We start from the raw sequence: 25,354 nt of genomic DNA on the forward strand, positions 1-25,354 counted from the left end.
AAACGGATTTTGTGCCATGTCCCGACAACGGCTCGCAATTGCCTGGATAGCCTGCTTCGCAGTGCTGTTCAACATGCTCGCCATGCCGATGTCCGGAGCGATGGCAAAAACGGCTAATTCACCTGCCGAGCAGTTGTTGTGGGGCAGTTTCTGCAGCTCCAGCGGCGCCAGGATGGTGGCGATTTCCATCGGTGACCTTGAACAGAAAGCCCCGCAAAACGACGATCATTCCAACATGCAGCATTGCTGGTGTTGCTCCGGTTCTGCGCCATTGGTGGCGTTGCCGGGGCATTCGCCGCAGCTATATTTAGCGCACTTCGAATCCAACCGAAGCCTACCCGCCACCGCCCTCGACAGCCCGTCACCGCGCCAGCAATGGCCGAGTCTCAACCCCCGCGCGTCCCCTCTGGTGTGATTTTTTCTCGCAATTGACTGCGTTTTAAATCGTTCCGGAGAACTGCCATGTTGAACAAACTCATCGTTCTGGCTGCGTTACTGCTGCCTGCCTGTTTTGCCAATGCACACGAATACAAGGTCGGCGAACTGGAAATCGCGCATCCGTGGTCCCAGGAGTTGCCACCCAATGCGCCCACCGTTGCGGCGTATTTCGTGATCGACAATCAAGGCCAGACCGCCGACCGCCTGCTCAGCGTCGACACCCCCATTGCGGGCGAAGCGCAACTGCATGAGCACGTGATGCAAGGCGACATGATGAAAATGCAGCACGTACCGAGCGTGGAAGTGCCCGCCGGTGGCGAGGTCACCTTCGCACCAATGGCCTATCACGTGATGTTGCTGAACCTCAAGGACCGCAGCCTGCTCACTGACGGCAAGCGCTTCCCCATGACACTGCACTTCGAAAAGTCCGGTGACGTGACAGTCGAAGTCGCGGTGCAGAAACAGGCGCCGGACGCCATGCAAGAACACAAGCACGCGCAATAACCACCCGCGCTGAATACGCCCATGCGCCCGCTTAGCGCCAGGTCATCCAGGTCACGCAATCAGGCATTGAGCCTGACACGCGGCAGCTGGATCAGCCTGTTCGCCATGTTGATGATCTTTATCGGTCCGCTGATTTCCCAGTCGATGCCGATGGATTCGCGCGCCATGTCGATGACCATGCCTGCGGGTATGAGCATGGACATGCCGATGGACATGTCGGCAATGGAGCATGCCGACCATGCCACGCAAGCCAACGCCGAGCATTGCCCGCCAGCCCCCGGGCACCATGTGCTGTGGGAAAAGTGCGGCTATTGCAGCCTGCTGTTCAATTGCCCGGCGCTGACCGGTGGCGTGTCTTTCGCCAACTTCGTCATCCCGCCCGTCAACACCTTCACTACACCCTCTGTGCGCCTGGGCCATGCCCGGCAAACCTTCTTCCCCGGCGCCCGCACCCGCGCCCCGCCCATCGTCGCGTAAACACTCACTTCTGATTTCACACGGCCCGCAAGACAGCCAACGCAACCTGTGGGAGTGGGCTTGCTCGCGAAGAGGGAGTGTCAGTCAACGTTGATGTTGTCTGGCGCACCGCTTTCGCGAGCAAGCCCGCTCCCACAGGGACAGCTTCAGGCTGCCGGCCGTGTCGTTTACGACTGTTCGATGGAAATTGTCATGTCCAGGTTTTCCGCTGTCCCGTGCTTGAGCCCTGCCCAAGCCTCTTATGCCCTGAACGAATCCGGCGTTCGTTTCAGGCACGCCACCGCCATCCTGTGCGGTGCTTTGCTGGCGCCTTCTGCGCTGGCCGATGATCACGCCGGTCATAGTGAAGAGTTGAGCCCGACGGTGATTACCGCCGTGGCGCCCAGCTCGCCCTTGACCATCGTCACCAACCCCAAGGACCCGCGCCAACCGGTGCCGGCCAGCGACGGCGCCGATTACCTGAAGACCATCCCCGGCTTTGCCATGGTGCGCAATGGCGGCACCAATGGTGACCCGGTGCTGCGCGGCATGTTCGGCTCGCGGCTGAACATCCTCACCAACGGCAGCATGATGCTCGGCGCCTGCCCGGGCCGGATGGACGCTCCGACTTCCTACATCTCGCCGGAAACCTACGACAGACTCACCGTGATCAAAGGCCCGCAAACCGTGCTGTGGGGGCCGGGTTCTTCGGCCGGGACCATCCTGTTCGATCGCGAGCCGGAGCACTTCGGCGAACTCGGCACGCGGGTCAACGCCAGCGTGTTGGCCGGCTCCTACGGTCGCTTCGACAAACTGGTGGACGCCGCAGCCGGAGGTCAGTCGGGTTATGTGCGGGTCATCGGCAACACCGCGCACTCCGACGACTACCAGGACGGCAACAACGACACCGTGGCGTCGCGCTATGACAAATGGAACGGCGACGTGGCCATCGGCTGGACGCCGAATACCGACACTTTGCTGGAACTGACCGCCGGCCGTGGCGATGGTGAAGCCCGCTACGCCGGGCGCGGCATGGACGGCTCGCAGTTCCTGCGCGAGAGCCTCGGATTGCGCTTCGAGCAGTCCAACATCGGCGAGGTTCTGGACAAGGTCGAGGCGCAGATCTACTACAACTACGCCGACCACGTGATGGACAACTACACCCTGCGCACGCCGTCCGGTACCGGAATGATGTCCGGGCCCATGGCCTCCAACGTCGACCGCCGCACCCTCGGCGCACGGGTCAAGGGCACCTGGCGCTGGGCCGATGTACAACTGATCAGCGGCATCGACGCGCAGACCAACGAGCATCGCCAGCGCGGCGCCATGGGTGTCGACACCTACAAGGACCTGCCGTACACCAAGGATGCCGACTTCCATAACTACGGCGTGTTCGGCGAACTGACCTGGTACGCCGCCGACCGTGACCGCCTGATCAGCGGCGCACGCCTGGACCGTGCCTCGGCCAAGGATTTTCGGCAGACCATCGGCTCGGGCATGATGACCCGCCCGAATCCGACCGCCGACGACACCCGCGCCGATACCCTGCCCAGCGGTTTCATCCGCTACGAGCATGACCTGGCCGACAGCCCGACCACCTTGTATGCCGGCCTCGGTCACACCCAGCGATTCCCGGATTACTGGGAGCTGTTTTCACCCAAGTCCGGCCCCGCCGGTTCGGTCAATGCCTTCGATTCGATCAAGCCGGAAAAAACCACCCAGCTCGATTTCGGCCTGCAATACAAGACCGAAGACCTCGAAGCCTGGGCATCGGCTTATGTCGGGCAGGTGCGCGATTACATCCTGTTCAACTACACCCCGACGATGATGGGTACGACCTCGCAAGCCGAAAACATCGACGCGCGAATCATGGGCGGTGAACTGGGCGCCGCCTACAACCTCACCGACAACTGGAAAGCCGACGCGACCCTGGCCTACGCCTGGGGCAAGAACAGCAGCGATGGCAGTGCATTGCCACAAATGCCGCCGCTGGATGCCCGTTTCGGCCTGACCTACAGCGAAGACAACTGGAGCGCCGGCGCACTGTGGAGAGTGGTTGCCGCGCAAAACCGCATCGACCAGAACAAGGGCAACGTGGTCGGCAAGGACTTCGGCAAAACGCCGGGCTTCGGCGTGTTCTCCCTCAACGGTGCCTATCGGATCAACAGCAACTGGAAGGTCAGCAGCGGCGTCGACAACCTGTTCGGCAAGGCTTACGCCGAGCACTTGAATCTGGCCGGCAACGCCGGTTTCGGCTATCCGGCCAATGACCCGCAAGCCATCAAGGAGCCGGGGCGAACGCTCTGGACCAAGGTGGATATGAGTTTCTAAAAGCTTCGCGAGCAAGCTCGCTCCTACAGGGGAACGAGCCTGCTCGCGATCGGTTGCACAGCAACCGCAAAACAAACAACTAAAAAAGATCCAGCCAAGCGGAGCACACGTGATGAAACAGCCCAAAGTGAATTTCTACAACCTGGCCTGGCGCTGGCATTTCTATGCCGGATTATTCGTTGCGCCATTCATGGTGATGCTGGCCCTGACCGGCACCGTCTACCTGTTCAAACCGCAGCTCGACTCGCTGATGTACAGCAGCCTGCTCAAGGTTCCGGCCGGTCATCACACCGTCTCGGCCGACGACCTGCTGACACGGGTGAAAATGGCTTATCCACAAGGCCAGGTCACCCAATACCTGCCGCCGGTCAACGCCGAGCGCAGCGCGCAGTTTGTCGTACTCAACGATGACAAGGAGCTGAACGTTTTCGTCGATCCGTACCACGGTGACATCCTCGGCGAACAAGACGCCAAGAAGAACCTGCAAGCCATTGCCCGGTCGATTCACGGTGAGCTGATGATCGGCACCGTTGGCGACCGACTGATCGAACTGGCCGCCGGTTGGGGCGTGGTGCTGGTGGTGTCCGGCATTTTCCTGTGGTGGCCGCGCGGTCAGGCGGCAGGCATTTTGTGGCCGCGCCTGAACAGTCGTGGTCGCATATTGTGGCGTGACCTGCACGCGGTCACCGGATTCTGGGGCGCGTCCCTGCTGCTGGTGATGTTGCTCAGCGGCATGACCTGGACCGGCTTCTGGGGCAAGCAGTACGCCGAAGTGTGGAACGTGTTCCCGGCAGCCATGTGGGATGACGTGCCGAAGTCCGACGTCGAGGCGCGCAGCCTCAACACCGCCACCCGCCAGACCGTGCCGTGGGCCATGGAAAACACACCGATGCCGATGTCCGGCGACCATGCCGGGCACATGGCCCACGACAGCGCAGCGGCCGGTCCGGCATCGCCGACCATCCGCCTGCAGGACGTACAAAACATTGCCAGCGAGCGCAAGGTCGAACCGGGCTACAGCATCACCCTGCCGACCACTGCAACCGGCGTGTTCACCATCGCCGTATTCGCCGACGACCCGCGCAATGACGCCACGCTGCACATCGATCAGTACACCGGCAAGGTCCTGGCCGATGTACGTTTCGAGCAATACGGCAGCGTCGCCCGCGCCACGGAAATCGGCGTGATGTTGCACGAAGGCAAGATGTTCGGCGTGTTCAACCAGATCGTCGTGTTGCTGATCTGTTTGATGATTTTGCTCAGCGCGGTCAGCGGCGTGGTGATCTGGTGGAAGCGCCGCCCGCAAGGAAAACTCGGCGTGCCGCCGCTACGCCACGACCTGCCGAAATGGAAAACCGCGATGGTGATCATGTTCGCCCTGGCGGTAGCCTTCCCGATGGTGGGCGCTTCGCTGGTGGTGGTATGGGTGTTCGATCGCGTGCTGCTGTCACGTTTCACCCGGCAGACTGAGAGCGCCTCATCTTCATCATGAAACAGGCGAGATGCGCGGGGCGAAAGGCACTGTAAACTCCCCGCGCATCACCTCAGCCCCATCGCGAGCAAGCTCGCTCCCACAGGATTTGCGCAATACCTGTGGGAGCGGGCTTGCCCGCGAAGGGGCCATCAGCATCACCTCAAGAGCCACTGCATGACCTCGCTGAACCTCACAAACCTCACCTGGTCCCCTCTGGGTCACGGCCATTGCCACCATCAATTCCAGCTGCGTGATGCCTCGCTACACGTGGCCGCCGGTGAGTTCGTCGGGCTGATCGGCCCCAACGGCAGTGGCAAGACCAGCCTGTTGCGGTGTGCCTGGCGCTTCAGTAAACCGGAAAGCGGCGAAGTCAGGCTCGATCACCAGAACGTCTGGAAACAATCCTCACGCTGGTGCGCGCAACGCATCGCCGTAGTGCTGCAGGAGTTCCCTGATGCGTTCGGCCTCACCGTCGAGGAAGTGGTCGCCATGGGCCGCACGCCGCACAAAAGCTTGTTTGATGGCGATACCCTTGAAGACCGCGACCTGATCAATCAGGCCCTGGAGTCCGTCGGCCTCAATGGCTTCGAAGACCACGGGTTCGCCACCCTCTCCGGAGGTGAAAAGCAGCGGGTCATCCTCGCCCGCGCCCTGGCCCAGCAACCACAACTGCTGATCCTTGACGAGCCGACCAACCACCTCGATCCGCGTTATCAGCTTGAGCTGCTGCAGTTGGTCAAACGCCTGAATATCGGCACCCTGGCGAGCATCCACGACCTCAATCTGGCGGCGGCTTTTTGTGATCGGCTGTACGTGATCAACCATGGTCGTATCGTCGCCAGCGGCACACCGAAAGACGTCCTGACGGTTGCGTTGCTGCGCAATGTGTTCGGCGTCCAAGCGCTGATCGATGAACATCCACTGCACGGCTACCCACGAATCACCTGGATAACCCAACCATGACTTTGCGTTCCCTGCTGCGCTCCTGCCTCCCACTCGTGATGCTGCTGGGCAGCGCCCAGGCATTGGCCGAAGCCACCCGTTACCCGCTGACAATCAAAAGCTGCAACCGCGAGGTGACCTTCAAGCAGGCACCGCAACACGCCCTGAGCCACGACATCAACATGACCCAGATGATGCTCGCCCTCGGCCTCAAGCCGCAGATGGCCGGTTACAGCGGCATCAGTGGCTGGAAGGCCGTGACGCCCGAGATGCAGGGCATTCTCGAAGGCCTGCCGGAACTGGCGGCCAAGTACCCGTCAGTGGAAACCCTGCTCAATGCCAACGTCGATTTCTTCTTCGCCGGCTGGGACTACGGCATGCGCATCGGCGGCGACCTCACGCCACAAACCCTGCAACCGCTGGGCATCAATGTGTATGAGCTGAGCGAATCCTGTGCCTTCGTGATGAAGCGCCCGCCGGCCAGCCTCGAAGACACCTACAACGACCTGCGCAACCTCGGCAGAATCTTCGACGTGCAGGACCGCGCCAATGCCCTGATCGCGAACATGCAGGCGCAAGTCGCGAATATTCGCAAAGGCCTGCCCGCGCAAACACCGCGGGTGTTCCTGTACGACAGCGGCGAAGACCGGGCCATGACCTCGGGGCGACTGGGCATGCCACAAGCGCTGATCGATGCCGCTGGCGGGCGCAATATCCTGGAGGATGTCGAAGCGAGCTGGACCCGGGTCAATTGGGAAACCGTGGTCGAACGCAACCCGCAGGTGATCGTGATCGTCGACTACAGCGAAGTCACTGCCGAGCAGAAGATTCAATTCCTGCTGAGCAACAAGGCCCTGAAATCGGTGGACGCGATCAAGCACCGGCGTTTCATCGTCATCCCTTACGTGCAGGCCACGCCGGGGATCGATAACGTACTGGCGGTCGCCACCCTGGCCAAGGGTTTCCACGGCGAATGATCAACCGTCGCTACGCCCTGTTGCTGATCGCCCTCGGCACCCTGTTGCTGGTGTCCTGCGTGGTGTCCCTGGGTTTCGGCCCGGCGCGGGTGCCGCTGGATGTGGTGTGGCGCATCCTGTTGCACAAGCTGTTCGGTGTCGGTGTGTCGGACTGGAACCCCGGACAGGAACATATCGTCTGGCTGATTCGTGTCCCGCGCATGCTGCTCGGCGCGCTGGTGGGCGCCGGGCTGGCGCTGATCGGCGCGGTGCTGCAAGCGGTCACACGCAACCCTTTGGCTGACCCGCACCTGCTCGGCGTCACGTCCGGCGCGACCTTGGGCGCAGTCATCGTGGTGTTGCATGTGGGCGAAATCGTTGGCCTGCTGACCTTGCCGATCGCGGCATTTATCGGTGCATTGCTGAGCATGCTGGTGGTGCTGATGATCGCCAGCCGCCACGGTCGCCTCGACAGTGATCGTTTGTTGCTGTGCGGCGTGGCAGTGTCCTTTGTGATGATGGCGATTGCCAATTTGCTGCTGTTCATGGGCGACCATCGAGCCAGTTCGGCGGTGATGTTCTGGATGCTCGGCGGGCTCGGGTTGGCTCGCTGGGAGCTGCTGGAGGTGCCGACAGCCAGTGTGTTGCTTGGGTTGATGTTATTGCTGGGCATGGCGCGACCACTGAATGCGCTGATGGCCGGCGAGCAAACAGCGGTGACCCTGGGCTTGAATGCTCGTACCGTGCGCCTGCGAGTGTTTCTGATTGCGTCATTGATGACCGGGGTGCTGGTGTCGATCAGCGGCTCGATCGGTTTTGTCGGGCTGATGGTGCCGCACATTGCGCGGCGCCTGGTCGGGGCTGAACACCGAAGATTGCTGCCGGTGTGCGTGTTGCTCGGCAGCGTGTTTCTGGTTTGGGTCGACGTTGCCGCCCGGACACTGATCGCCCCCGAAGACTTGCCTATCGGTATTGCCACCGCAGCAATTGGCGGGTTGTTCTTCATCGGCCTGATGCGACGTCGTTAACGCCATGGTTAATTAAAAAATTTCAGAACTGCATTTACGCTTGGAAAAAACTCGTATTGAGTTAACACTTAACAAGTACACCATCATGTTCATACTCCGCACTCGCGAGCTCACCCATAAAACGCTCGCGCACTTCAATGACGATTATTCCTACAACTTAATCGCCACAATTCTTACAAGAGCGGAAAGAGGTAAACATGTTCAAGAAGTTCATCGCATCCATTGCACTTGTTTCAGCACCCGCATGGGCAGTGCAGCCACCCTTTACTGGCGTTGACTACAGCGGTCGGTATCAATGCACCGGAATGGACAGTCATATCGGTGCGTTTGAAGGTGTTGTCGAGATGAAGCTCAATGCCGAACAAAGTACCGGCGAACACGGTGCCTACGGTTTTACGCTGACGTTGCTCGACAACTCCCGATATGAAGGATTTGCTGCCGCCAACTTGAGTTCCCTGGCGATTTACTTTGCCCATACGGATCCGTCGCTCAAGGATTACGGCGTCGGGATTGCGAAACTCGCTACAACCCCTGACGGAAAAGCTTCATTCACCAAGTACTACTACGGTCCGGAGTACGAGGGTGGCGGGCATGGCTTTGAAACTTGCATTAAAAGCTGACGGTCCCCGTTTACGACGCTGATACGCCATCGTTGAGTCCTGTGGGAGCGGGCCACTCGCGATGGCGTCTGTTTTTTATCGATTTGATGCGCCGTCGATGATCTGCCCTTAGACTGCGAGTCCGCATAATCTCAGGATGAGTTCCATGTTGAAAACGTTTGTTCTCTCGTTGTTGGCTTTCGGCACCGGCACCGGCACCGTGCTGGCTGACACCACGGTCGATGTTTCGAAAATTTACGGCAAGATTCAGTTCGTCAATTCTTACCCTGACTACAAGGTGAAAATTGACGACAGCTGGCCTGATCTGAAAGTCCAGAAAGTCACTCAGTGGCCCGACTCCGTCGGTAAATGGGAGATTGTCGACCAGTACCCCGACTACAAGATCCAGATCGTTGACTCCTACCCTGACTTCACCATCAAGTATGTGGATTCCTGGCCCGGCGTGAACTGACCACCATTGTCCCGCAACTGCCGCCATGCGGCAGCACCACAATGACGCACCTCCTCGCACCACGGCCCCGACCTCGTCCCTTCATGGTGCGCCCTCAAACCGCGCAACCGCTCTAGAACGACATTTCTCTGCCTTTTTCCGACCGGGCACAGCCCTTGCAAAACACAGCTTCAGTAGTCCGCATCTGCCAACCAAGAAAACTCATAAGTTCATGGAGATCGCACAATGAAGCGTCGCAGTTTGATCAAGGCTTTCACACTCTCGGCATCCATTGCCGCGATGGGCATGACCTGGACTGTCCAGGCGGCCGAGACCATCAAGGTCGGTATTCTGCATTCGTTGTCCGGAACCATGGCGATCTCCGAAACGTCGCTCAAAGACATGGCGCTGATGACCATCGACGAGATCAACGCCAAGGGCGGCGTGAACGGCAAGATGCTCGAGCCGGTGGTGGTCGACCCTGCATCGAACTGGCCGCTGTTCGCCGAGAAGGGTCGTCAGTTGCTGACCCAGGACAAGGTCGCCGTGGTGTTTGGTTGCTGGACTTCCGTGTCGCGCAAATCGGTACTGCCGGTGTTCGAAGAACTCAACGGCTTGTTGTTCTACCCGGTGCAATACGAAGGCGAAGAAATGTCGCCGAACGTCTTCTACACCGGCGCAGCGCCGAACCAGCAGGCGATCCCCGCCGTTGAATACCTGATGAGCGAAGAAGGCGGCAGCGCCAAGCGCTACTTCCTGCTCGGCACCGACTACGTCTACCCGCGCACCACCAACAAGATCCTGCGTTCGTTCCTGCACTCCAAAGGCGTGGCCGACAAGGACATCGAAGAGGTCTACACCCCGTTCGGTCACAGCGACTACCAGACCATCGTCGCCAACATCAAGAAGTTCTCGGCGGGCGGCAAGACGGCGGTTATCTCCACCGTCAACGGTGACTCCAACGTGCCGTTCTATAAAGAGCTGGCCAACCAGGGCCTGAAGGCCACCGACGTTCCGGTCGTGGCGTTCTCGGTTGGCGAAGAAGAACTGCGCGGCATCGACACCAAGCCACTGGTGGGCAACCTGGCGGCGTGGAACTACTTCGAATCGGTCGAGAACCCGGTGAACAAGAAGTTCGTCGATGACTGGAAAGCCTATGCGAAGAAACACAACCTGCCGGGCGCCGACAAGGCGGTGACCAACGACCCGATGGAAGCCACCTACGTCGGCATCCACATGTGGGCGCAAGCGGCGGAAAAAGCCAAGTCCACCGACGTCGACAAAGTCCGCGAAGCCCTGGCCGGCCAGACCTTTGCCGCGCCGTCCGGCTACACCCTGACCATGGACAAGACCAATCACCACCTGCACAAGCCGGTGATGATCGGCGAGATCCAGTCTGACGGTCAGTTCAACGTGGTGTGGCAGACCGAAGGGCCGATCCGCGCCCAGCCGTGGAGCCCGTTCATCCCGGGCAACGACAAGAAGCCGGAGTATGCGGTGAAGAGTAACTAAGCCACTGGGCCTGACGGTAGTTCAGGCCCAACACAACTCCCTGTGGGAGCGGGCTTGCTCGCGAAGACGGCGGCACATCCAACATTTATGTGACTGACACACCGCTTTCGCGAGCAAGCCCGCTCCCACATTTAGTCCGAGCAAGGCGACTCTCTATGCCCACTGCCCTGTACCGATTTCTTCTGGCGATCGCGCTCTTGCTGCCGATGGCCACCCACGCCGGTGACGCCGAAGACTTCGTCGCCGCCAATCCCGTGCAGCAAGCCCGGCTGCTGGAAACCTGGGCCGCGCAACCCGATCCGGCCCGTATCGAACTGATCAACGCCCTGCAACTCGGCGAATTGACCGTCGACGGCCAGCCAAAAACCCTGCGCCTGAACAACCGCCTGCGGGGTCTTATCGACACGGCCCTGGCCAGTCATCAGTTGCTTGCCGCCGACGCTAAACTCCGTCTGGCCGCCGCGCGGCAATTGCAGAAAAGTGCCAAGCCGGCGCAATTGAAATTCCTCGATCAGCAACTGGCGGGCGAAAAGGACGAGAGCGTTCATGCCGCCCTCAGCCTGGCCCTGGCCAATCTGCAACTGGTCGACAGCGATCCGGCCGTGCGCCTCGCCGCTGTGCGCTTGCTCGGCGAAACCGGTGATCCGCTAGCCCGCACTCGCCTCGAAAACCTGCTGGAGCCCGGTGTTGAAACCGACGCGAATGTGCGTACCGCCGCTGAAACCAGCCTCGCTCAAGTCAAACGCAAACTGCTGGTCGGCGAGATGCTCGGCCAGGCCTTCAGCGGCATGTCCCTTGGCTCGATCCTGCTGCTCGCGGCATTAGGGCTTGCGATCACCTTCGGCCTGCTCGGCGTGATCAACATGGCCCACGGCGAGATGCTGATGCTCGGCGCCTACTCGACCTATGTGGTGCAACTGATGTTCCAGCGCTTCGCGCCGCAGGCCATCGAGTTCTATCCACTGATCGCGCTGCCGGTGGCGTTTTTCGTCACCGCGGCCATCGGCATGGCGCTGGAGCGCACGGTGATTCGCCACCTCTACGGCCGTCCGCTGGAAACCCTGCTCGCCACCTGGGGCATCAGCCTGATGCTGATTCAACTGGTTCGCCTGGTGTTCGGCGCGCAGAACGTCGAAGTGGCCAACCCGGCCTGGTTGTCGGGCGGCATTCAAGTGCTGCCGAACCTTGTGCTGCCGTACAACCGCATCGTCATCATTGCCTTTGCGTTGTTTGTGGTGGTGCTGACCTGGCTGCTGCTGAACAAGACTCGCCTCGGCCTGAATGTTCGCGCCGTCACCCAGAACCGCAACATGGCCGCCTGCTGCGGAGTACCGACCGGGCGCGTGGACATGCTCGCCTTCGGCCTCGGCTCGGGCATCGCCGGTCTCGGTGGCGTGGCCCTGAGCCAGATCGGCAACGTCGGCCCGGACCTCGGCCAGAGCTACATCATTGACTCGTTCCTGGTGGTGGTGCTCGGCGGTGTCGGGCAGTTGGCCGGTAGTGTTTTTGCTGCGTTCGGCCTGGGCATCGCCAACAAGATTCTGGAACCGCAGATCGGTGCCGTGCTCGGCAAGATCCTCATCCTCGCGCTGATCATTCTGTTCATCCAGAAACGTCCGCAAGGCCTCTTCGCACTCAAAGGACGGGTGATCGACTGATGAACCAGCCCCTGATGCTCAAGGCTACACAAAAGGCCGGCCCCAAAGTCACGATTGCCATCGGCGCGGTGATCCTCGTTTTGCTGCTGGCGTTACCACTGCTGTCGTTGTTAACGCCGGACAGCACGCTGCATGTTTCCGCCTATACGCTGACGCTGGTGGGCAAGATCCTTTGCTACGCCATCGTCGCCCTGGCGCTCGATCTGGTGTGGGGATACGCAGGCCTGCTGTCCTTGGGCCACGGCCTGTTCTTCGCCCTCGGCGGCTATGCCATGGGCATGTACCTGATGCGCCAGGCCTCGGGCGATGGTTTGCCGGCGTTCATGACCTTCCTGTCGTGGACCGAAATGCCATGGTTCTGGACCGGCACCAGCAGCTTCCTCTGGACCCTGTGCCTGGTGGTATTGGCGCCGGGGCTGCTGGCGTTGGTGTTCGGCTTCTTCGCCTTCCGCTCGCGGATCAAGGGCGTGTATTTCTCGATCATGACCCAGGCCCTGACCTTCGCCGGCATGTTGTTGTTCTTCCGCAACGAAACCGGCTTCGGCGGCAACAACGGCTTCACGAACTTCCGCACCATTCTTGGCTTCGGCATCACCGAACCGGGTACCCGCGCCGTGCTGTTTTTCGCCACGGTGCTGTTGCTGGTGGCGAGCCTGTACATCGGCTGGCGCCTGGCGCAAAGCAAGTTCGGTCGGGTGCTGACCGCGCTGCGCGATGCGGAAAATCGCCTGATGTTCTGCGGCTACGATCCGCGTGGCTTCAAGTTGTTCGTGTGGGTGTTGAGCGCAGTGTTGTGCGGCCTGGCCGGTGCGCTGTACGTGCCGCAAGTGGGGATCATCAACCCGAGTGAAATGTCGCCCACCAACTCGATCGAAGCGGCCGTCTGGGTGGCACTGGGTGGGCGTGGCACCTTGATTGGTCCGTTGCTCGGTGCCGGCGTGGTCAACGGTATGAAGAGCTGGTTCACCGTGGCGTTTCCCGAGTACTGGCTGTTCTTCCTCGGCGCGCTGTTCATCGTCGTGACCCTGTACTTGCCCAAGGGCGTAATCGGTCTGTTGAAGAAAAGAGGTGAGCAATGAGAGTCACTGCAACCGCTGAATTCATGCTCGAACCGGCGTTCTTTCCACCCCTGGAACCCAACCGCGACGCCGGCAGCAGCCGCGATGCCATCGGTCTTGGTCAGCGTGCCGGTAAAGGCCTGAATACGCGCCACGGCACCATCCTGACCCTGGAAGACATCAGTGTCAGCTTCGACGGCTTCCGCGCCCTGAACAATCTGAACCTGTACATCGGCGTCGGCGAACTGCGTTGCATCATCGGCCCCAACGGCGCAGGCAAGACCACCCTGATGGACGTGATCACTGGCAAGACCCGGCCCAGCCACGGCAAGGCCTGGTTCGGCGAAACCCTGGACCTGACGCAAATGAGCGAAGTGCAGATCGCACAGGCTGGCATCGGTCGCAAGTTCCAGAAACCGACGGTGTTCGAAGCGCTGAGCGTGTTTGAAAACCTGGAGCTGGCGCAGAAAACCGACAAGTCGGTGTGGGCCAGCCTGCGGGCACATTTGAGTGGCCAGCAAAAAGACCGCATTGCCGAAGTACTCGAGACCATTCGCCTGACCCCATCGGTCAACCGCCCCGCCGGTTTGCTGTCCCACGGTCAGAAGCAGTTCCTGGAGATCGGCATGTTGCTGATGCAGGACCCGCAATTGCTGCTGCTCGATGAGCCGGTGGCGGGCATGACCGACGCCGAAACCGAGTTCACCGCCGAGCTGTTCAAGAGCCTGGCCGGCAAGCACTCACTGATGGTGGTGGAGCACGACATGAGCTTCGTCGGTTCGATTGCCGATCACGTCACCGTGTTGCATCAAGGCAGCGTGTTGGCCGAAGGGTCGCTGGAACAAGTGCAGGATAACGAGCGGGTGATCGAGGTTTATCTCGGTCGATAGACATGTGAACACCGCTCCCACAGGGGGGTCTGAGGAGAATCTGGAAATGTTGCAAGTCGAAAAACTGCACCAGTACTACGGCGGAAGCCACATCCTGCGCGGCCTGACGTTTGATGTGAAGGTCGGCGAAGTCACCTGCCTGCTCGGCCGAAACGGCGTGGGCAAGACCACCCTGCTCAAATGCCTGATGGGCCTGCTGCCAGCCAAGGAAGGCGCAGTGAACTGGGAAGGCAAACCGATTACCGCCTTCAAGCCGCACCAGCGTGTGCATGCCGGCATCGCCTACGTACCGCAAGGCCGGGAGATCTTCGGCCGCCTGACCGTGGAAGAAAACCTGTTGATGGGCCTGTCGCGCTTTCCCGGCGGCGAAGCGAAGGAAGTCCCGGCGTTCATCTACGAGCTGTTCCCGGTGCTGCTGCAAATGAAGCAACGCCGGGGGGGTGACCTGTCCGGCGGCCAGCAACAACAACTGGCTATCGGCCGTGCGCTGGCCAGCCGCCCTCGCCTGCTGATCCTCGACGAACCCACCGAAGGCATACAGCCGTCTGTGATCAAGGAGATCGGTGCCGTGATCAAAAAGCTCGCGGCCCGGGGCGACATGGCAATCCTGCTGGTCGAGCAGTTCTACGATTTCGCCGCCGAACTGGCCGACCAATACCTGGTGATGTCCCGGGGCGAAATCGTGCAACAGGGTCGCGGGGAAAACATGGAGGCCGAGGGCGTGCGTGGGCTAGTCACGATCTGAGCCAATGGTCACGATCCTCTTGATTCGACTTTCGGGCGTGGAACCCAGCCCGAATCCAGGATTGCCGGATGCGTTTTGTGGATTGATGGAGTAGGCCACCAAAGAACCATCGTGACTTGAGGTGTAATTGTTCTTGAAGACATCGACATGCCTGAAAGCTGTCGCGAGATCGACTGTCGAAGGCAACGCCTGATGCAACTTGATCTGATCTGCGCTGTAGCGGGGGTGAGACCGGGCAGTCTGTTCTGCACACTCCGGTATGTCTAAAAAGGGACAATGCACCAATTTGGTTCTCTACATTTCAGGAGTCTCCCCCTATTGGTGCGTTCAATCCGGCAATAACCGCCTCCTGCTGCGATACCTTGCGGCACAGCCTTTGCAACCATCGTGATGTCCTCACGATAAGCACTGACTATGACTCTTCCCGCTTCTGGTGCCTTGTTTACCCCCAGCTGGCACGCCGAGCTGGAGCTGGGTTACGCCCGATTCGACGACAGCACGCGCCCGGTCCAGCGTCGACACCAAGGTCCGTTGCGGGTGCAAAAACACCTGTATGCCGAAGGGCCGGAAGTCTGCCAGCACATCATCGTCCACCCGCCCGGTGGAATTGCCGGCGGTGATCGGCTGGACATCTCGGCCAGCGTCGAGCGCGATGCCTGGGCACAAATCACCAGCCCCGGCGCGGCCAAGTGGTATCGCGCCGCCGGCCCCGCCTATCAGCAGCTGAAGTTGAAGGTGGCGGCCGGTGCGACACTGGAATGGCTGCCCCAGGAGACGATCATTTTCAGCGCGGCCCAGGCTGAACTCAGCACTTGCATCAACCTTGAAGGCGATGCGCGACTGTTCTACTGGGACGTCGTGGCCCTGGGCCGTCCGGCCAGTGGCGAGCGCTTCGATCTCGGGTACTTCCAGGCGCAACTGGATATCCGCCGCGACGGCCAGTTGCTCTGGCACGAACGCCAGCGCATTGTCGGGGCGGACGGCTTGCTGGATTCGCCCATCGGGCTCGATGGGCGACCGGTATTTGCGACGTTGCTGGTGACCGGGGAAATCGATAGCGACTTGCTGGAAACCTGCCGCTCGCTGCCCAACGACGTGCGCGGGGATCTTTCGCAGTTGCCGGGATTGCTGGTTGCACGGTGCCTGGCCAGTGAAGCGTTGTTGGCGCGGGGGTGGCTGATTGATTTGTGGCGATTGCTCAGGCCTGCGCTGCTTGGCCGCGAAGCAATACCTCCACGAATATGGAACACCTGAATCATGCTTTCTGTGGGAGCGGGCTTGCCCGCGATAGCGATGTATCAGGCACCATTTTTGTTGAATGTGCCGACGCCATCGCGAGCAAGCTCGCTCCCACAGGGGATTTGTACTCACAGGTCCCACACCTTTTAACTGCCGATTATGGATGTCTACGATGGACCTGACCCCACGTGAAAAAGACAAGCTGCTGATCTTCACCGCCGGCCTGGTGGCCGAGCGGCGATTGGCTCGCGGCGTGAAACTCAATTACCCGGAGGCCATGGCCTACATCTCCGCAGCCCTGCTTGAAGGCGCCCGCGACGGCCAGACCGTGGCCGACCTGATGCACTTGGGCACCACCCTGCTGACCCGCGAACAAGTGATGGATGGCATCCCGGAAATGATCCCGGAAATCCAGGTCGAGGCCACTTTCCCCGACGGCACTAAACTGGTCACCGTCCACCAACCCATCGCCTGAGGCCGCGCCATGACTTACCACATCCGCGATGCCGAGCATGCCGACCTGCCAGCCATTCGCGACATCTACAACGACGCGGTGCTCAACACCACGGCGATCTGGAACGAACAGGCGGTCGACCTCGGCAATCGACAGGCCTGGTTCAACGCCCGGCATTCCCAGGCTTATCCGGTCCTGGTGATTGTCGATGCCGACAATACGGTGCTCGGGTACGCCTCGTTCGGCGACTGGCGACCCTTCGACGGTTTTCGCCACACCGTCGAGCACTCGGTCTATGTGCGCAGCGACCAGCGCGGCAACGGCCTCGGTCCACAACTGATGGATGCGCTGATCGAGCGCGCCAAAGGCTGCGGCAAGCACGTGATGGTTGCTGCCATCGAAAGCGGTAACGCCGCCTCCATTCGCTTGCATGAGCGCATCGGCTTTATCACCACCGGGCAAATGCCTCAGGTCGGCACCAAGTTCGGCCGCTGGCTGGACCTGACCTTCATGCAACTGACCCTCAATCCTGGCGCGCAACCACCCGCCGCCAACAAGGAGTGATCGCCCATGAACCCCGCCCAACTGCGACGAGTCAACGTTGAAAGCTTTGCGCATTATCGCCAGGGCCTGATCGATCTGCTGCTCGATGCCGTCGGTTATGGCGCCAGTGTCGGCTTCATGGCTGACCTCGATGCGACCCAGGCCCATGCCTATTTTGATGAAGTCCAGGACAACCTGAACAAGGGCAATGTGTTGCTATGGGTGGTGGTCAAGGACGAGCAGGTGCAGGCCAGCGTACAGCTGAGTCTGTGCCAGAAAGCCAACGGTCTGAACCGTGGCGAAGTGCAGAAACTGCTGGTTCGCGAACATGCGCGGCGTCGTGGTCTGGGCCAGCAACTGATGAGCGCCCTGGAGGCCGCTGCCCTGCAGCACAAGCGCGGCATGCTTTACCTCGACACCGAAGCCGGTTCGCCCGCCGAAGCTTTCTACCAATCGCTGGGTTATACCCGCGCCGGTGAAATCCCCGACTACGCCTGCGACCCGAGCGGCCGCTACAAGCCGACCGCCCTGTACTACAAGATTCTCCAAGGAGCCCATTGATGATTCCCGGTGAATACCAGATCCAGCCCGGCGAGATCGAACTCAACGCCGGCCGGCGCACGATCAGCCTGAAAGTGGCTAACAGTGGCGATCGGCCGATCCAGGTCGGCTCGCACTACCACTTTTTCGAAACCAACGACGCCCTGACGTTCGACCGTTCCGCCAGCCGTGGCATGCGCTTGAACATCCCTGCCGGCACCGCCGTGCGCTTCGAACCGGGGCAGAGCCGCGAGGTGGAGTTGGTGGATCTGGCGGGGCATCGTCGGGTGTTCGGCTTTGCCGGCAGGATCATGGGTGATCTCGACTGACAAATGCGGTGCTCCCAAAAGATCGCAGCCTCGCTTCGCTCGACAGCCCCAACAGAGACCGGGCGCGCGAATGCAGTGTGAACACCCGTAGGAGCTGCCGAGCGCAGCGAGGCTGCGATAGCGAGTAATGCGAGCGGTCTCAAAATCAATTGAATTCCAAGGCGAACACATGAAGATTTCCCGTCAAGCCTACGCCGACATGTTCGGTCCCACTGTCGGTGACAAGGTCCGCCTGGCCGATACCGAGTTGTGGATCGAAGTGGAACAGGACTTCACCACCTACGGCGAAGAAGTGAAATTCGGTGGCGGTAAAGTCATCCGTGACGGCCAGGGTCAGAGCCAGTTGCTGGCCGCCGAGGTGGTCGACACCCTGATCACCAACGCGCTGATCATCGACCACTGGGGCATCGTCAAGGCTGACGTCGGTCTCAAGGACGGGCGCATCGCGGCGATCGGCAAGGCCGGCAATCCGGACATCCAGCCCAACGTCAACATCGCCATTGGCGCCAGCACCGAAGTCATCGCTGGCGAAGGCATGATCCTCACCGCTGGCGGCATCGACACCCACATCCACTTCATCTGCCCGCAGCAGATCGAAGAAGCGTTGATGAGCGGCGTCACTACCATGATCGGTGGCGGCACCGGACCGGCCACCGGCACCAACGCCACCACCTGCACCTCCGGGCCGTGGCACCTGGCGCGCATGCTCCAGGCCGCCGACGCGTTCCCGATGAACATCGGCCTCACCGGCAAGGGCAACGCCAGCCTGCCGGAACCGTTGATCGAGCAGGTCAAGGCCGGCGCCATCGGCCTCAAGCTGCACGAAGACTGGGGCACCACCCCGGCGAGCATCGACAACTGCCTGAGCGTCGCCGACCAGTACGACGTCCAGGTGGCGATCCACACCGACACGCTCAACGAATCCGGCTTCGTCGAAACCACCCTCGCCGCCTTCAAGGGCCGCACCATTCACACCTATCACACCGAAGGTGCCGGTGGCGGTCATGCGCCGGACATCATCAAGGCCTGCGGCTTTGCCAACGTGCTGCCCAGTTCCACCAACCCGACCCGGCCGTTCACTCGCAACACCATTGATGAACACCTCGACATGCTGATGGTCTGCCATCACCTGGACCCGAGCATTGCCGAAGACGTAGCGTTCGCCGAAAGCCGCATCCGCCGCGAGACGATTGCCGCCGAAGACATCCTCCACGACCTCGGTGCGTTCTCGATGATCAGCTCCGACAGCCAGGCCATGGGCCGCGTCGGCGAAGTCATCACCCGCACCTGGCAAACCGCCGACAAGATGAAAAAGCAGCGCGGCCCGTTGCCCGGTGATGGCGAGGGCAATGACAACTTCCGCGCCAAACGCTACATCGCCAAGTACACCATCAACCCGGCGATCACCCACGGCATCAGCCATGAAGTGGGCTCGGTCGAAGTGGGAAAATGGGCCGATCTGGTGCTGTGGCGCCCGGCGTTTTTTGGCGTGAAGCCGACGCTGATTCTCAAGGGCGGTGCCATTGCGGCCAGCCTGATGGGTGACGCCAATGCCTCGATCCCGACGCCACAACCGGTGCACTACCGCCCGATGTTCGCCAGCTTCGGCGGCTCACTGCATGCCACCAGCATGACCTTCATCAGCCAGGCCGCGCAGGAGGCGGGCTTGCCCGAAGCCCTGGGCTTGAAGAAGAAAATCGCCGTGGTCAAAGGCTGCCGTGACGTGCAGAAAACCGACCTGATTCACAACGACTACCTGCCGGACATCGACGTTGATCCGCAGACTTACCAGGTCAAGGCCGACGGCGTGTTGCTGTGGTGTGAGCCGGCGCAAACCTTGCCGATGGCCCAGCGTTACTTCCTGTTCTGACCCGGCAACCACGACACGAGCAAAGGCCTCGCACACCCTGTGGCGAGGCTTTTGTTTTTTCCGTGGTTACTGGGCGGTTTCAATCCGCAGCCGATCCAGCTTGGCCCGAATCATCGCTTCGCGTGTCAGTTTTTTCAGCAACTGCGTAATCTGCAGATCGATGTCTTCCAAGGCTTGAACATATTGCTCGTCAGTCATCAGCTTGCCATCGGCAAAGTCAGCTTCACTTTTGCCCAATTCACTGCACAGCCCTTTGATTTCCACCTCCACCGCAGCCTTTTCCTCGGAGGTCAGCCCCGTGCCTTCGGCCCTGCGCTGCAACGCATCCTGCAAATCGATGGTCGCGTCGATCCGGCGCTTCAAGCCATTCAATTCCTCGCGGTAAGTCGACTCCAGCCAGGTTCGCCAGAGCGGTTGTTCAACGATTCGATCAATCAGCAACTCGCCCTCCTCCAGCGCCTTGATCCGCTGGAACGCTGCCTCGATCATCTCCTTGCTCACCTTGGCGATCTTGCGAAACTGCATGCCCCGTGCCTGCCACGGCAGATCCAGGCGTTCCGCCAGTTCGGTCATGTAGGCCAGGTGCACTTCCACTTCATCGATAGTGCCGGTCACTTCGCCATCGGCGTCGTAGCGGCGGTACCGCTCTCCCTTCGCCCACCGTTCAGAAACACGCGTACGGGCAATGGCACCGAGTTCATCGAGCCGGGACTTGCCCAGGGCCAGCTCCAGCAATTGCGTTTCGATCAGGTCCGCACGCTCCAGGGCGTAAGCTTCGTGGACCAACACCTGCACGCCCATGGCATTGAACAACTGTGTACCGCCATCCACGCACTCGGTGGGGGTTGCCGCCTCGCTGAACAGCCTGATGCGCAGTTCACTGTCGCTGGCCATGGCTTCGAGCATGCGCCAGACCTTGCCGGTCAGTTCTGACCGATAGGTCCCGCCGGCCTTGAAGTCGGCGGATTCGGTGAGCCTGCGGATTTCATTGAAGAACGGCACTGAATCGAATTCATCCTCGACCGCATCCCAGACTTCCTGTTTTATCTGCCATTGCCGCTCGGTCATGCCCGACTTCCAGTTCTTGCTATCCATTACGCTGCGAGGCGGATAGGGACGTTCCGGATCCATGCCAACCGACTCGATGTAAGACTTGAGGATCTCGAGATCCTCCGGCGAGATCCAGCGCGGGGAACGACTGATCACGGTACGCGCCAATAGCTCTGCTCGAAATGAACCGGGCGCGACCTCGGGTATCCGGCTGATCGGGTTACCGCTCAGATCAAGATAAATACTGCGCGGCCGCGATTGCGAAAACAAACCGACAGGCCAGCTGTCCAGCCCTGTTTCGCCCAGCAACAGCACCTGCAAATACGGCATTCGGCTGATGTTCGGAATGAGCTTCAGCGGGTTGCCGTGCATGTGCAGGAACATCATGCGCGTCAAGTTCTTCAGGCGGTCTACCGCCAATGCATCCAGTTCAATGTTATTGCCACCAAGATACAGGCAAGTGAGATGGGGCATGTCCTCCACCGCCTGCGGCAGCTCCGTCAGCAGATTTTCTTGCAGATTGAGATAGCGCACCCGGTGAAACGAGTCGAGGAATGACATGTGCTCGCCGCGCAACCGGCCCCCGCTCAGGCTCAACTCGGTGACATGATCGAAGTTGGCCTCCAGTTTCGGCAGGGTATCCAGAAGCTCGCTCAACTTTGGAATATTGTCGAACCTCAAGGACTGCGGATGCAGCACACCCACCGCTTCCATACCTTCGGGCCCGGTGCGCTGCCAGCATTGCCTGAGTACTTTGTAGATATTGTTTCGCGCACGCCACTCCGCCATGCCCGCCGGGCTAAAACGAAAGGACTTCGTCGGCGAGTCCAACCAGCGTTGCAGGGCGCGGTTCAACTGGTTGAACTCGGCCTCGAGCACGGCCAGTCGTTCATGCGCCGTACCTTCGCCCTGGCGTACCTCCGCCAGCAGCGTCTCGACCTCCTCCGAGGTAAAACCCGGATACAGCGCACGAGCCCGTCGCCGCAACCCCATGCCATTCGGTGCTTGTCGAGCATAGCCACGCATGCCGCCGCGCAGGCGCATGACGGTCGGATCGTAAGTCGGCTTGAAGTTCGGGTTGTCCCGCAGAATCGGCTCAAATACCTGACGATCCAGCGGATGTGCCTTTATCGTTTGCTCCAACCGCGCGGCCTCGTTGATGCCGAAGCCCAGGGCCGTTCGTTGCGAATCCGGCAACGCATGCAGCACCGCGGCATACACATTGTCCGCGCCGTGCAGGTGTTGATCGCTGTCGTCGCGCGCTTCGTATTTGCCATCCTCACCCAGAATCAGCACTTTGCGGATCGGCGCGTCGACGGGGCCGAGACTGTCGGTCAACGTTCCCTCGAATGAATTCTTACGAACCTCCAGACGCACATCCGCCGGCCAGTCTGGCAAGGCCGCCAGGGAGTGCAACTCCAGGCGCGCGGTATCAGCGTTATGCAAGGCATCGAGGTAAAGGCCTTCATAAGCCCGTGTCATCCGCAATTGCTCGGCGTCCTTGCGGGCTTGTTCCGCCAGGCGCAAGGGCACGCGTTTTTTTTCGTTCAGGTGTCGTACGTCCGAAGGATGCGCCTCACCCAGCAACTCTTGCGCCTGGCTGAGCGAGATTTCGGCAAAATCCCCCTTGAGCAGATTCACCAAGGGATCGTCCGAACGGGTCCGACGACTGTACAGAAGGTCGAACAACTTGCGCTTGCGCTGCCCCACCCGTGTTGCCCATTGTTCGCGCAACGCTTCGGTACGCTTCTGCGAGTCACCGGATAACCATTCGCCGAGCAGTTCACGAAGCGCCTGTTCATCAAGGAACCCCACCACGCGCTCGGGCAGCGCCCCCACCAGTAGGTCGGACCAGCTCATCTGCAACGTATTGGCCGGTAACGCCTGGGCATAACCGTCCTTGATCGCCTTCCCGGTCAGTCCCGGCCCCTGGAAGACTTCAATGGCCTTGTCATCGGGCCAGCCCCTCATTTCGGTCATGATTCGCACGGCGTAATCGGCCCATTCCTCGCCGATCCGGTTGGCCAGAATCTGCTCCGCGCAGGCTTGCGCATCGGTATGGGCCTTGAAGCGCTTGAGGGTATCGGCCAGCAGTGCGGGAGGGGTCTGCTGTTCGACGTGAAGCCGGCGCAGCAGATTTTCGTGCACGCCACTGGCGGTCAGAATCTGCTCCAGGGTTTCATCGGAAAGTCCATCCACCGAAGCGCCCAGACGCCTGAGTATCTGCCTCCTGTCCCATTCGAGCGGTTGGTCGAGCTCCGTCTTCCAACTGCCGGCACCGTTGTGCTCCACCAGCGGCTGATAGGCATCGGCGCGAGTCGGGTGTTGAAGTCGATGCCGGCCGGTGGCCGGGTCTTGTTTGACTGCGTAACATTTGTCATCGCGGCGCAGCAGGTCCTGATCCTGATGACGGTACAGCCCTGTGTCACTGGCCTTCGCTCCATCGGGCAACACGATCGGCTGTTCATAGGGACCGAGGTCAGGGCTCCACAAACGCTCCTTGCCGCCGACTTCCACGGGTTTGAGGCCCTCGACAAACGGCGACACTTTGATCGGCGTGACGCCGGTGCCGGGCAGTACATGCCCGGCACCCATGAGTGCCAATTGCGCGAAGTTGATCAAGACCCCATTGAAGTAGGCAGAGGCTTGCTCCTTGTCGCCCTTGCTCCAGTCCTCGATGCCTTCGGCGACCTCGGCGAGCATCTGCGCGACCATGATACCGAGCATGGCTTCGCCCAGTCCGGGCACCAGCATTGCGGCAAAATTGAATACGTTCCAGCCGATCGACAGGTAACTGGTCAAGCGTTTGAAGCGTGCATTGGCATCCTCGTCGTCAGTCGGCACGGCAATGAGCCTGGCATCGGCGATGGCCTTGTCGCGGCGCTCCAGAAACAGCGCCACCCACAGTTCACCCGTAATCTGGTTGGTGATGGGCTCCGCATCGGGGTTTTCAACCGCGGTTTCACGCCACCACGGCCCCATGTCGAGCGGCTCGCGCTCGTGCCAGGCGTAGGTCGTGAGTCGTTCGTTGACCCGGGAGAAAAAAAGTCCTTTGTCCTTCTGAGCTACAAAACGGCTGAAAAAGGCTTGGTAATCGGCATTTCTCAACTGACCGAGCAGCGTTTTCATGAACGCTGTCAGCGACGGATACTCCCTGAAGGGATGCTCCGGATCATCCGGGACATAGGCGATCAACGAACCGGTCAAACGACTTTGTTGATAAATATCCTCGCGGCGCAACAGTTCATCGCTCAGCCCCTGCGGTCCATTGGCAAAGAAGGCTTGCAACAGTTTGAATTGATCATATGCCTGGCCCGGCAGTACCGAGAGGCGGCGCGACCAGTCTATCCAGAAACTCAACAGCTCCGGCGTCAACGCTTCAACTTCGCGTTTTACTTGCGATGGCTCAATGACTGCGCTGAACAGCACGATGCCAGTCATTCGAAAGCCCATCAGCGACAACCGATGACAAAGCAATGGCTGGTTATACAGTTCGATGTTTGCCTGGCCCTCACGCACCTTGTTCAATGTTCCGAAGGCATGGTCACTGATATCCCCCCTCAATCGGGCAATCAGCGCCGCCACATGAAAAGCCGACTTTTCACTGGCCACCGAATCCCGCTGCAAGGTCCGTTGTGCCTGTGGGGTACTGGGTAACAGGACGGACTTGATGTGTCGTCGGTATTGCCCGCCGATATCCAGGCTTCGGCACAAGGCTGCAAACGCCGGGAGGGTGATGGCCGGTTCAAGGCTGAGACTGCCCCGACTGTCCCTGCGGTAAACACCGGAACTGTTGCGCAACGCGTCAGGTGCCGTTTCGTCTTGTTCGAAGTTGTGCAGCGCAGCTTCCAGCAACGTGGATTCGCGCACACGACTGGCCCCGGTATCGATGCCGATAATGAACTTGCTCGGCACCTCGAGCTGTACGGTGAGCTCGTTGAAGTTCTCTACCGTGGTGAATTTCGATTGCAAAGCCGTTTTGAGCAGCGGTTCGGCGAAGGCGTTGATGTCATGCTTCAACTCGCCCCGGGTCTGGTCCAGTACGTCTTGTAAACGCCAACGTTCATCAATCAACCGCTTGAGATATTGACGGTCGACTTCCCGCGCGCCGCTATACCACTCGGGCATTTGCGGCTCGAGCGCAAGCAGGGACTTCAACCTCTCTACCGGCGCATTTTTGATGGCTCCCGGTATCACGTCATTTGCACGACGGTAATGTATCCCGTGACTATCGATGGACACTCCGTCCGGTATTTTCTGTGAGTTGCTTCCATGCAAGTCAGACAC

22 protein-coding genes are annotated in these 25,354 nt (G+C 60.4%); 21 read left to right on the plus strand and 1 reads right to left on the minus strand.

All coding sequences use genetic code 11. The features are described 5' to 3' along the window. Positions 1–16 precede the first annotated feature (16 nt). The 21 genes from ASD95_RS28855 to ureC all read left to right on the plus strand — a co-directional run bounded on the left by ASD95_RS28855 (position 17) and on the right by ureC (position 20,017). A complete protein-coding gene (locus ASD95_RS28855; RefSeq protein WP_082562974.1) occupies positions 17–415 on the plus strand; it encodes a DUF2946 domain-containing protein in 399 nt (132 codons plus the stop codon). Positions 416–462: 47 nt separating this feature from the next. Continuing rightward, the gene (locus ASD95_RS20905; protein WP_056725322.1) at positions 463–942 is read left to right on the plus strand and encodes a copper chaperone PCu(A)C; all 480 of its coding nucleotides are present in this window, start codon (positions 463–465) and stop codon (positions 940–942) included. A gap of 21 nt (positions 943–963) precedes the next feature. Then, positions 964–1,419 (plus strand): DUF2946 domain-containing protein, encoded by a 456-nt coding sequence (locus ASD95_RS20910; RefSeq protein ID WP_056725324.1) that lies wholly within the window; start codon positions 964–966, stop codon positions 1,417–1,419. Between the two features lie 192 nt (positions 1,420–1,611). After that, entirely contained in the window at positions 1,612–3,729 is a 2,118-nt protein-coding gene (locus ASD95_RS20915; RefSeq protein WP_056725326.1) for a TonB-dependent copper receptor, read from the plus strand. A gap of 112 nt (positions 3,730–3,841) precedes the next feature. Continuing rightward, a complete protein-coding gene (locus tag ASD95_RS20920) occupies positions 3,842–5,221 on the plus strand; it encodes a PepSY-associated TM helix domain-containing protein (RefSeq protein ID WP_056725328.1) in 1,380 nt (459 codons plus the stop codon). A 156-nt stretch (positions 5,222–5,377) separates the two neighbouring features. Next, positions 5,378–6,166, plus strand: coding sequence for an ABC transporter ATP-binding protein (locus ASD95_RS20925; RefSeq protein WP_056725330.1), 789 nt, complete (start codon positions 5,378–5,380; stop codon positions 6,164–6,166). Next, complete coding sequence (locus ASD95_RS20930) at positions 6,163–7,122, plus strand: ABC transporter substrate-binding protein (protein ID WP_056725331.1); 960 nt, start codon at positions 6,163–6,165, stop codon at positions 7,120–7,122. The genes ASD95_RS20925 and ASD95_RS20930 overlap by 4 nt, the downstream gene beginning before the upstream one ends. Beyond that, positions 7,119–8,129 (plus strand): FecCD family ABC transporter permease, encoded by a 1,011-nt coding sequence (locus tag ASD95_RS20935; RefSeq protein WP_056725332.1) that lies wholly within the window; start codon positions 7,119–7,121, stop codon positions 8,127–8,129. The genes ASD95_RS20930 and ASD95_RS20935 overlap by 4 nt, the downstream gene beginning before the upstream one ends. Positions 8,130–8,326: 197 nt before the next feature. Further along, entirely contained in the window at positions 8,327–8,749 is a 423-nt protein-coding gene (locus ASD95_RS20940) for a hypothetical protein (RefSeq protein WP_056725333.1), read from the plus strand. Positions 8,750–8,894: 145 nt separating this feature from the next. Continuing rightward, a complete protein-coding gene (locus ASD95_RS20945; RefSeq protein ID WP_082562975.1) occupies positions 8,895–9,200 on the plus strand; it encodes a hypothetical protein in 306 nt (101 codons plus the stop codon). Between the two features lie 225 nt (positions 9,201–9,425). Beyond that, the gene (urtA, locus tag ASD95_RS20950; protein WP_007996683.1) at positions 9,426–10,691 is read left to right on the plus strand and encodes an urea ABC transporter substrate-binding protein; all 1,266 of its coding nucleotides are present in this window, start codon (positions 9,426–9,428) and stop codon (positions 10,689–10,691) included. A 155-nt stretch (positions 10,692–10,846) separates the two neighbouring features. After that, positions 10,847–12,349 carry an urea ABC transporter permease subunit UrtB gene (gene urtB / locus ASD95_RS20955; RefSeq protein WP_056725342.1) on the plus strand — a complete coding sequence of 501 codons (1,503 nt, stop codon included), beginning with the start codon at positions 10,847–10,849 and terminating at the stop codon, positions 12,347–12,349. After that, positions 12,349–13,428 (plus strand): urea ABC transporter permease subunit UrtC, encoded by a 1,080-nt coding sequence (gene urtC / locus ASD95_RS20960; RefSeq protein ID WP_056725344.1) that lies wholly within the window; start codon positions 12,349–12,351, stop codon positions 13,426–13,428. The genes urtB and urtC overlap by 1 nt, the downstream gene beginning before the upstream one ends. Then, positions 13,425–14,297 (plus strand): urea ABC transporter ATP-binding protein UrtD, encoded by an 873-nt coding sequence (gene urtD / locus ASD95_RS20965; protein ID WP_056725346.1) that lies wholly within the window; start codon positions 13,425–13,427, stop codon positions 14,295–14,297. The genes urtC and urtD overlap by 4 nt, the downstream gene beginning before the upstream one ends. A 46-nt stretch (positions 14,298–14,343) precedes the next feature. Next, positions 14,344–15,042, plus strand: coding sequence for an urea ABC transporter ATP-binding subunit UrtE (gene urtE / locus ASD95_RS20970; protein WP_056725349.1), 699 nt, complete (start codon positions 14,344–14,346; stop codon positions 15,040–15,042). Between the two features lie 414 nt (positions 15,043–15,456). Continuing rightward, entirely contained in the window at positions 15,457–16,296 is an 840-nt protein-coding gene (locus ASD95_RS20975; protein ID WP_056725350.1) for an urease accessory protein UreD, read from the plus strand. 157 nt (positions 16,297–16,453) lie between these two features. Then, positions 16,454–16,756 carry an urease subunit gamma gene (locus tag ASD95_RS20980; protein WP_056725351.1) on the plus strand — a complete coding sequence of 101 codons (303 nt, stop codon included), beginning with the start codon at positions 16,454–16,456 and terminating at the stop codon, positions 16,754–16,756. Positions 16,757–16,765: 9 nt separating this feature from the next. Next, positions 16,766–17,299, plus strand: coding sequence for a GNAT family N-acetyltransferase (locus tag ASD95_RS20985; protein WP_056725353.1), 534 nt, complete (start codon positions 16,766–16,768; stop codon positions 17,297–17,299). A gap of 6 nt (positions 17,300–17,305) precedes the next feature. Beyond that, entirely contained in the window at positions 17,306–17,839 is a 534-nt protein-coding gene (locus ASD95_RS20990) for a GNAT family N-acetyltransferase (RefSeq protein ID WP_056725354.1), read from the plus strand. After that, positions 17,839–18,147 (plus strand): urease subunit beta, encoded by a 309-nt coding sequence (locus tag ASD95_RS20995; RefSeq protein ID WP_056725355.1) that lies wholly within the window; start codon positions 17,839–17,841, stop codon positions 18,145–18,147. The genes ASD95_RS20990 and ASD95_RS20995 overlap by 1 nt, the downstream gene beginning before the upstream one ends. Before the next feature lie 169 nt (positions 18,148–18,316). Next, positions 18,317–20,017, plus strand: a complete 1,701-nt coding sequence (gene ureC / locus ASD95_RS21000; RefSeq protein WP_056725357.1) for an urease subunit alpha — start codon at positions 18,317–18,319, stop codon at positions 20,015–20,017. A gap of 66 nt (positions 20,018–20,083) precedes the next feature. On the opposite strand, the gene ASD95_RS21005 is transcribed toward ureC, so the two are convergent. After that, the gene (locus ASD95_RS21005) at positions 20,084–25,354 is read right to left on the minus strand and encodes a dermonecrotic toxin domain-containing protein (protein ID WP_056725359.1); all 5,271 of its coding nucleotides are present in this window, start codon (positions 25,352–25,354) and stop codon (positions 20,084–20,086) included.

Source organism: Pseudomonas sp. Root71, from assembly GCF_001429045.1.
In the GTDB taxonomy this organism is placed as follows: Bacteria; Pseudomonadota; Gammaproteobacteria; order Pseudomonadales; family Pseudomonadaceae; genus Aquipseudomonas; species Aquipseudomonas monachiensis.

Excerpts from the sequence above, each read along its gene's own strand:
- ASD95_RS20920 (WP_056725328.1), top strand. The coding sequence starts at position 3,842 with ATGAAACAGCCCAAAGTGAATTTCTACAACCTGGCCTGGCGCTGGCAT.
- urtB (WP_056725342.1), top strand. The coding sequence starts at position 10,847 with ATGCCCACTGCCCTGTACCGATTTCTTCTGGCGATCGCGCTCTTGCTG.
- ASD95_RS20990 (WP_056725354.1), top strand. The coding sequence starts at position 17,306 with ATGAACCCCGCCCAACTGCGACGAGTCAACGTTGAAAGCTTTGCGCAT.
- ASD95_RS20980 (WP_056725351.1), top strand. The coding sequence starts at position 16,454 with ATGGACCTGACCCCACGTGAAAAAGACAAGCTGCTGATCTTCACCGCC.
- ASD95_RS20935 (WP_056725332.1), top strand. The coding sequence starts at position 7,119 with ATGATCAACCGTCGCTACGCCCTGTTGCTGATCGCCCTCGGCACCCTG.
- ASD95_RS20975 (WP_056725350.1), top strand. The coding sequence starts at position 15,457 with ATGACTCTTCCCGCTTCTGGTGCCTTGTTTACCCCCAGCTGGCACGCC.
- ureC (WP_056725357.1), top strand. The coding sequence starts at position 18,317 with ATGAAGATTTCCCGTCAAGCCTACGCCGACATGTTCGGTCCCACTGTC.
- urtC (WP_056725344.1), top strand. The coding sequence starts at position 12,349 with ATGAACCAGCCCCTGATGCTCAAGGCTACACAAAAGGCCGGCCCCAAA.
- urtD (WP_056725346.1), top strand. The coding sequence starts at position 13,425 with ATGAGAGTCACTGCAACCGCTGAATTCATGCTCGAACCGGCGTTCTTT.
- ASD95_RS20925 (WP_056725330.1), top strand. The coding sequence starts at position 5,378 with ATGACCTCGCTGAACCTCACAAACCTCACCTGGTCCCCTCTGGGTCAC.
- ASD95_RS20905 (WP_056725322.1), top strand. The coding sequence starts at position 463 with ATGTTGAACAAACTCATCGTTCTGGCTGCGTTACTGCTGCCTGCCTGT.
- ASD95_RS20930 (WP_056725331.1), top strand. The coding sequence starts at position 6,163 with ATGACTTTGCGTTCCCTGCTGCGCTCCTGCCTCCCACTCGTGATGCTG.
- ASD95_RS20915 (WP_056725326.1), top strand. The coding sequence starts at position 1,612 with ATGTCCAGGTTTTCCGCTGTCCCGTGCTTGAGCCCTGCCCAAGCCTCT.
- urtA (WP_007996683.1), top strand. The coding sequence starts at position 9,426 with ATGAAGCGTCGCAGTTTGATCAAGGCTTTCACACTCTCGGCATCCATT.
- ASD95_RS20995 (WP_056725355.1), top strand. The coding sequence starts at position 17,839 with ATGATTCCCGGTGAATACCAGATCCAGCCCGGCGAGATCGAACTCAAC.
- ASD95_RS20940 (WP_056725333.1), top strand. The coding sequence starts at position 8,327 with ATGTTCAAGAAGTTCATCGCATCCATTGCACTTGTTTCAGCACCCGCA.
- ASD95_RS20910 (WP_056725324.1), top strand. The coding sequence starts at position 964 with ATGCGCCCGCTTAGCGCCAGGTCATCCAGGTCACGCAATCAGGCATTG.
- ASD95_RS20945 (WP_082562975.1), top strand. The coding sequence starts at position 8,895 with ATGTTGAAAACGTTTGTTCTCTCGTTGTTGGCTTTCGGCACCGGCACC.
- urtE (WP_056725349.1), top strand. The coding sequence starts at position 14,344 with ATGTTGCAAGTCGAAAAACTGCACCAGTACTACGGCGGAAGCCACATC.
- ASD95_RS20985 (WP_056725353.1), top strand. The coding sequence starts at position 16,766 with ATGACTTACCACATCCGCGATGCCGAGCATGCCGACCTGCCAGCCATT.
- ASD95_RS28855 (WP_082562974.1), top strand. The coding sequence starts at position 17 with ATGTCCCGACAACGGCTCGCAATTGCCTGGATAGCCTGCTTCGCAGTG.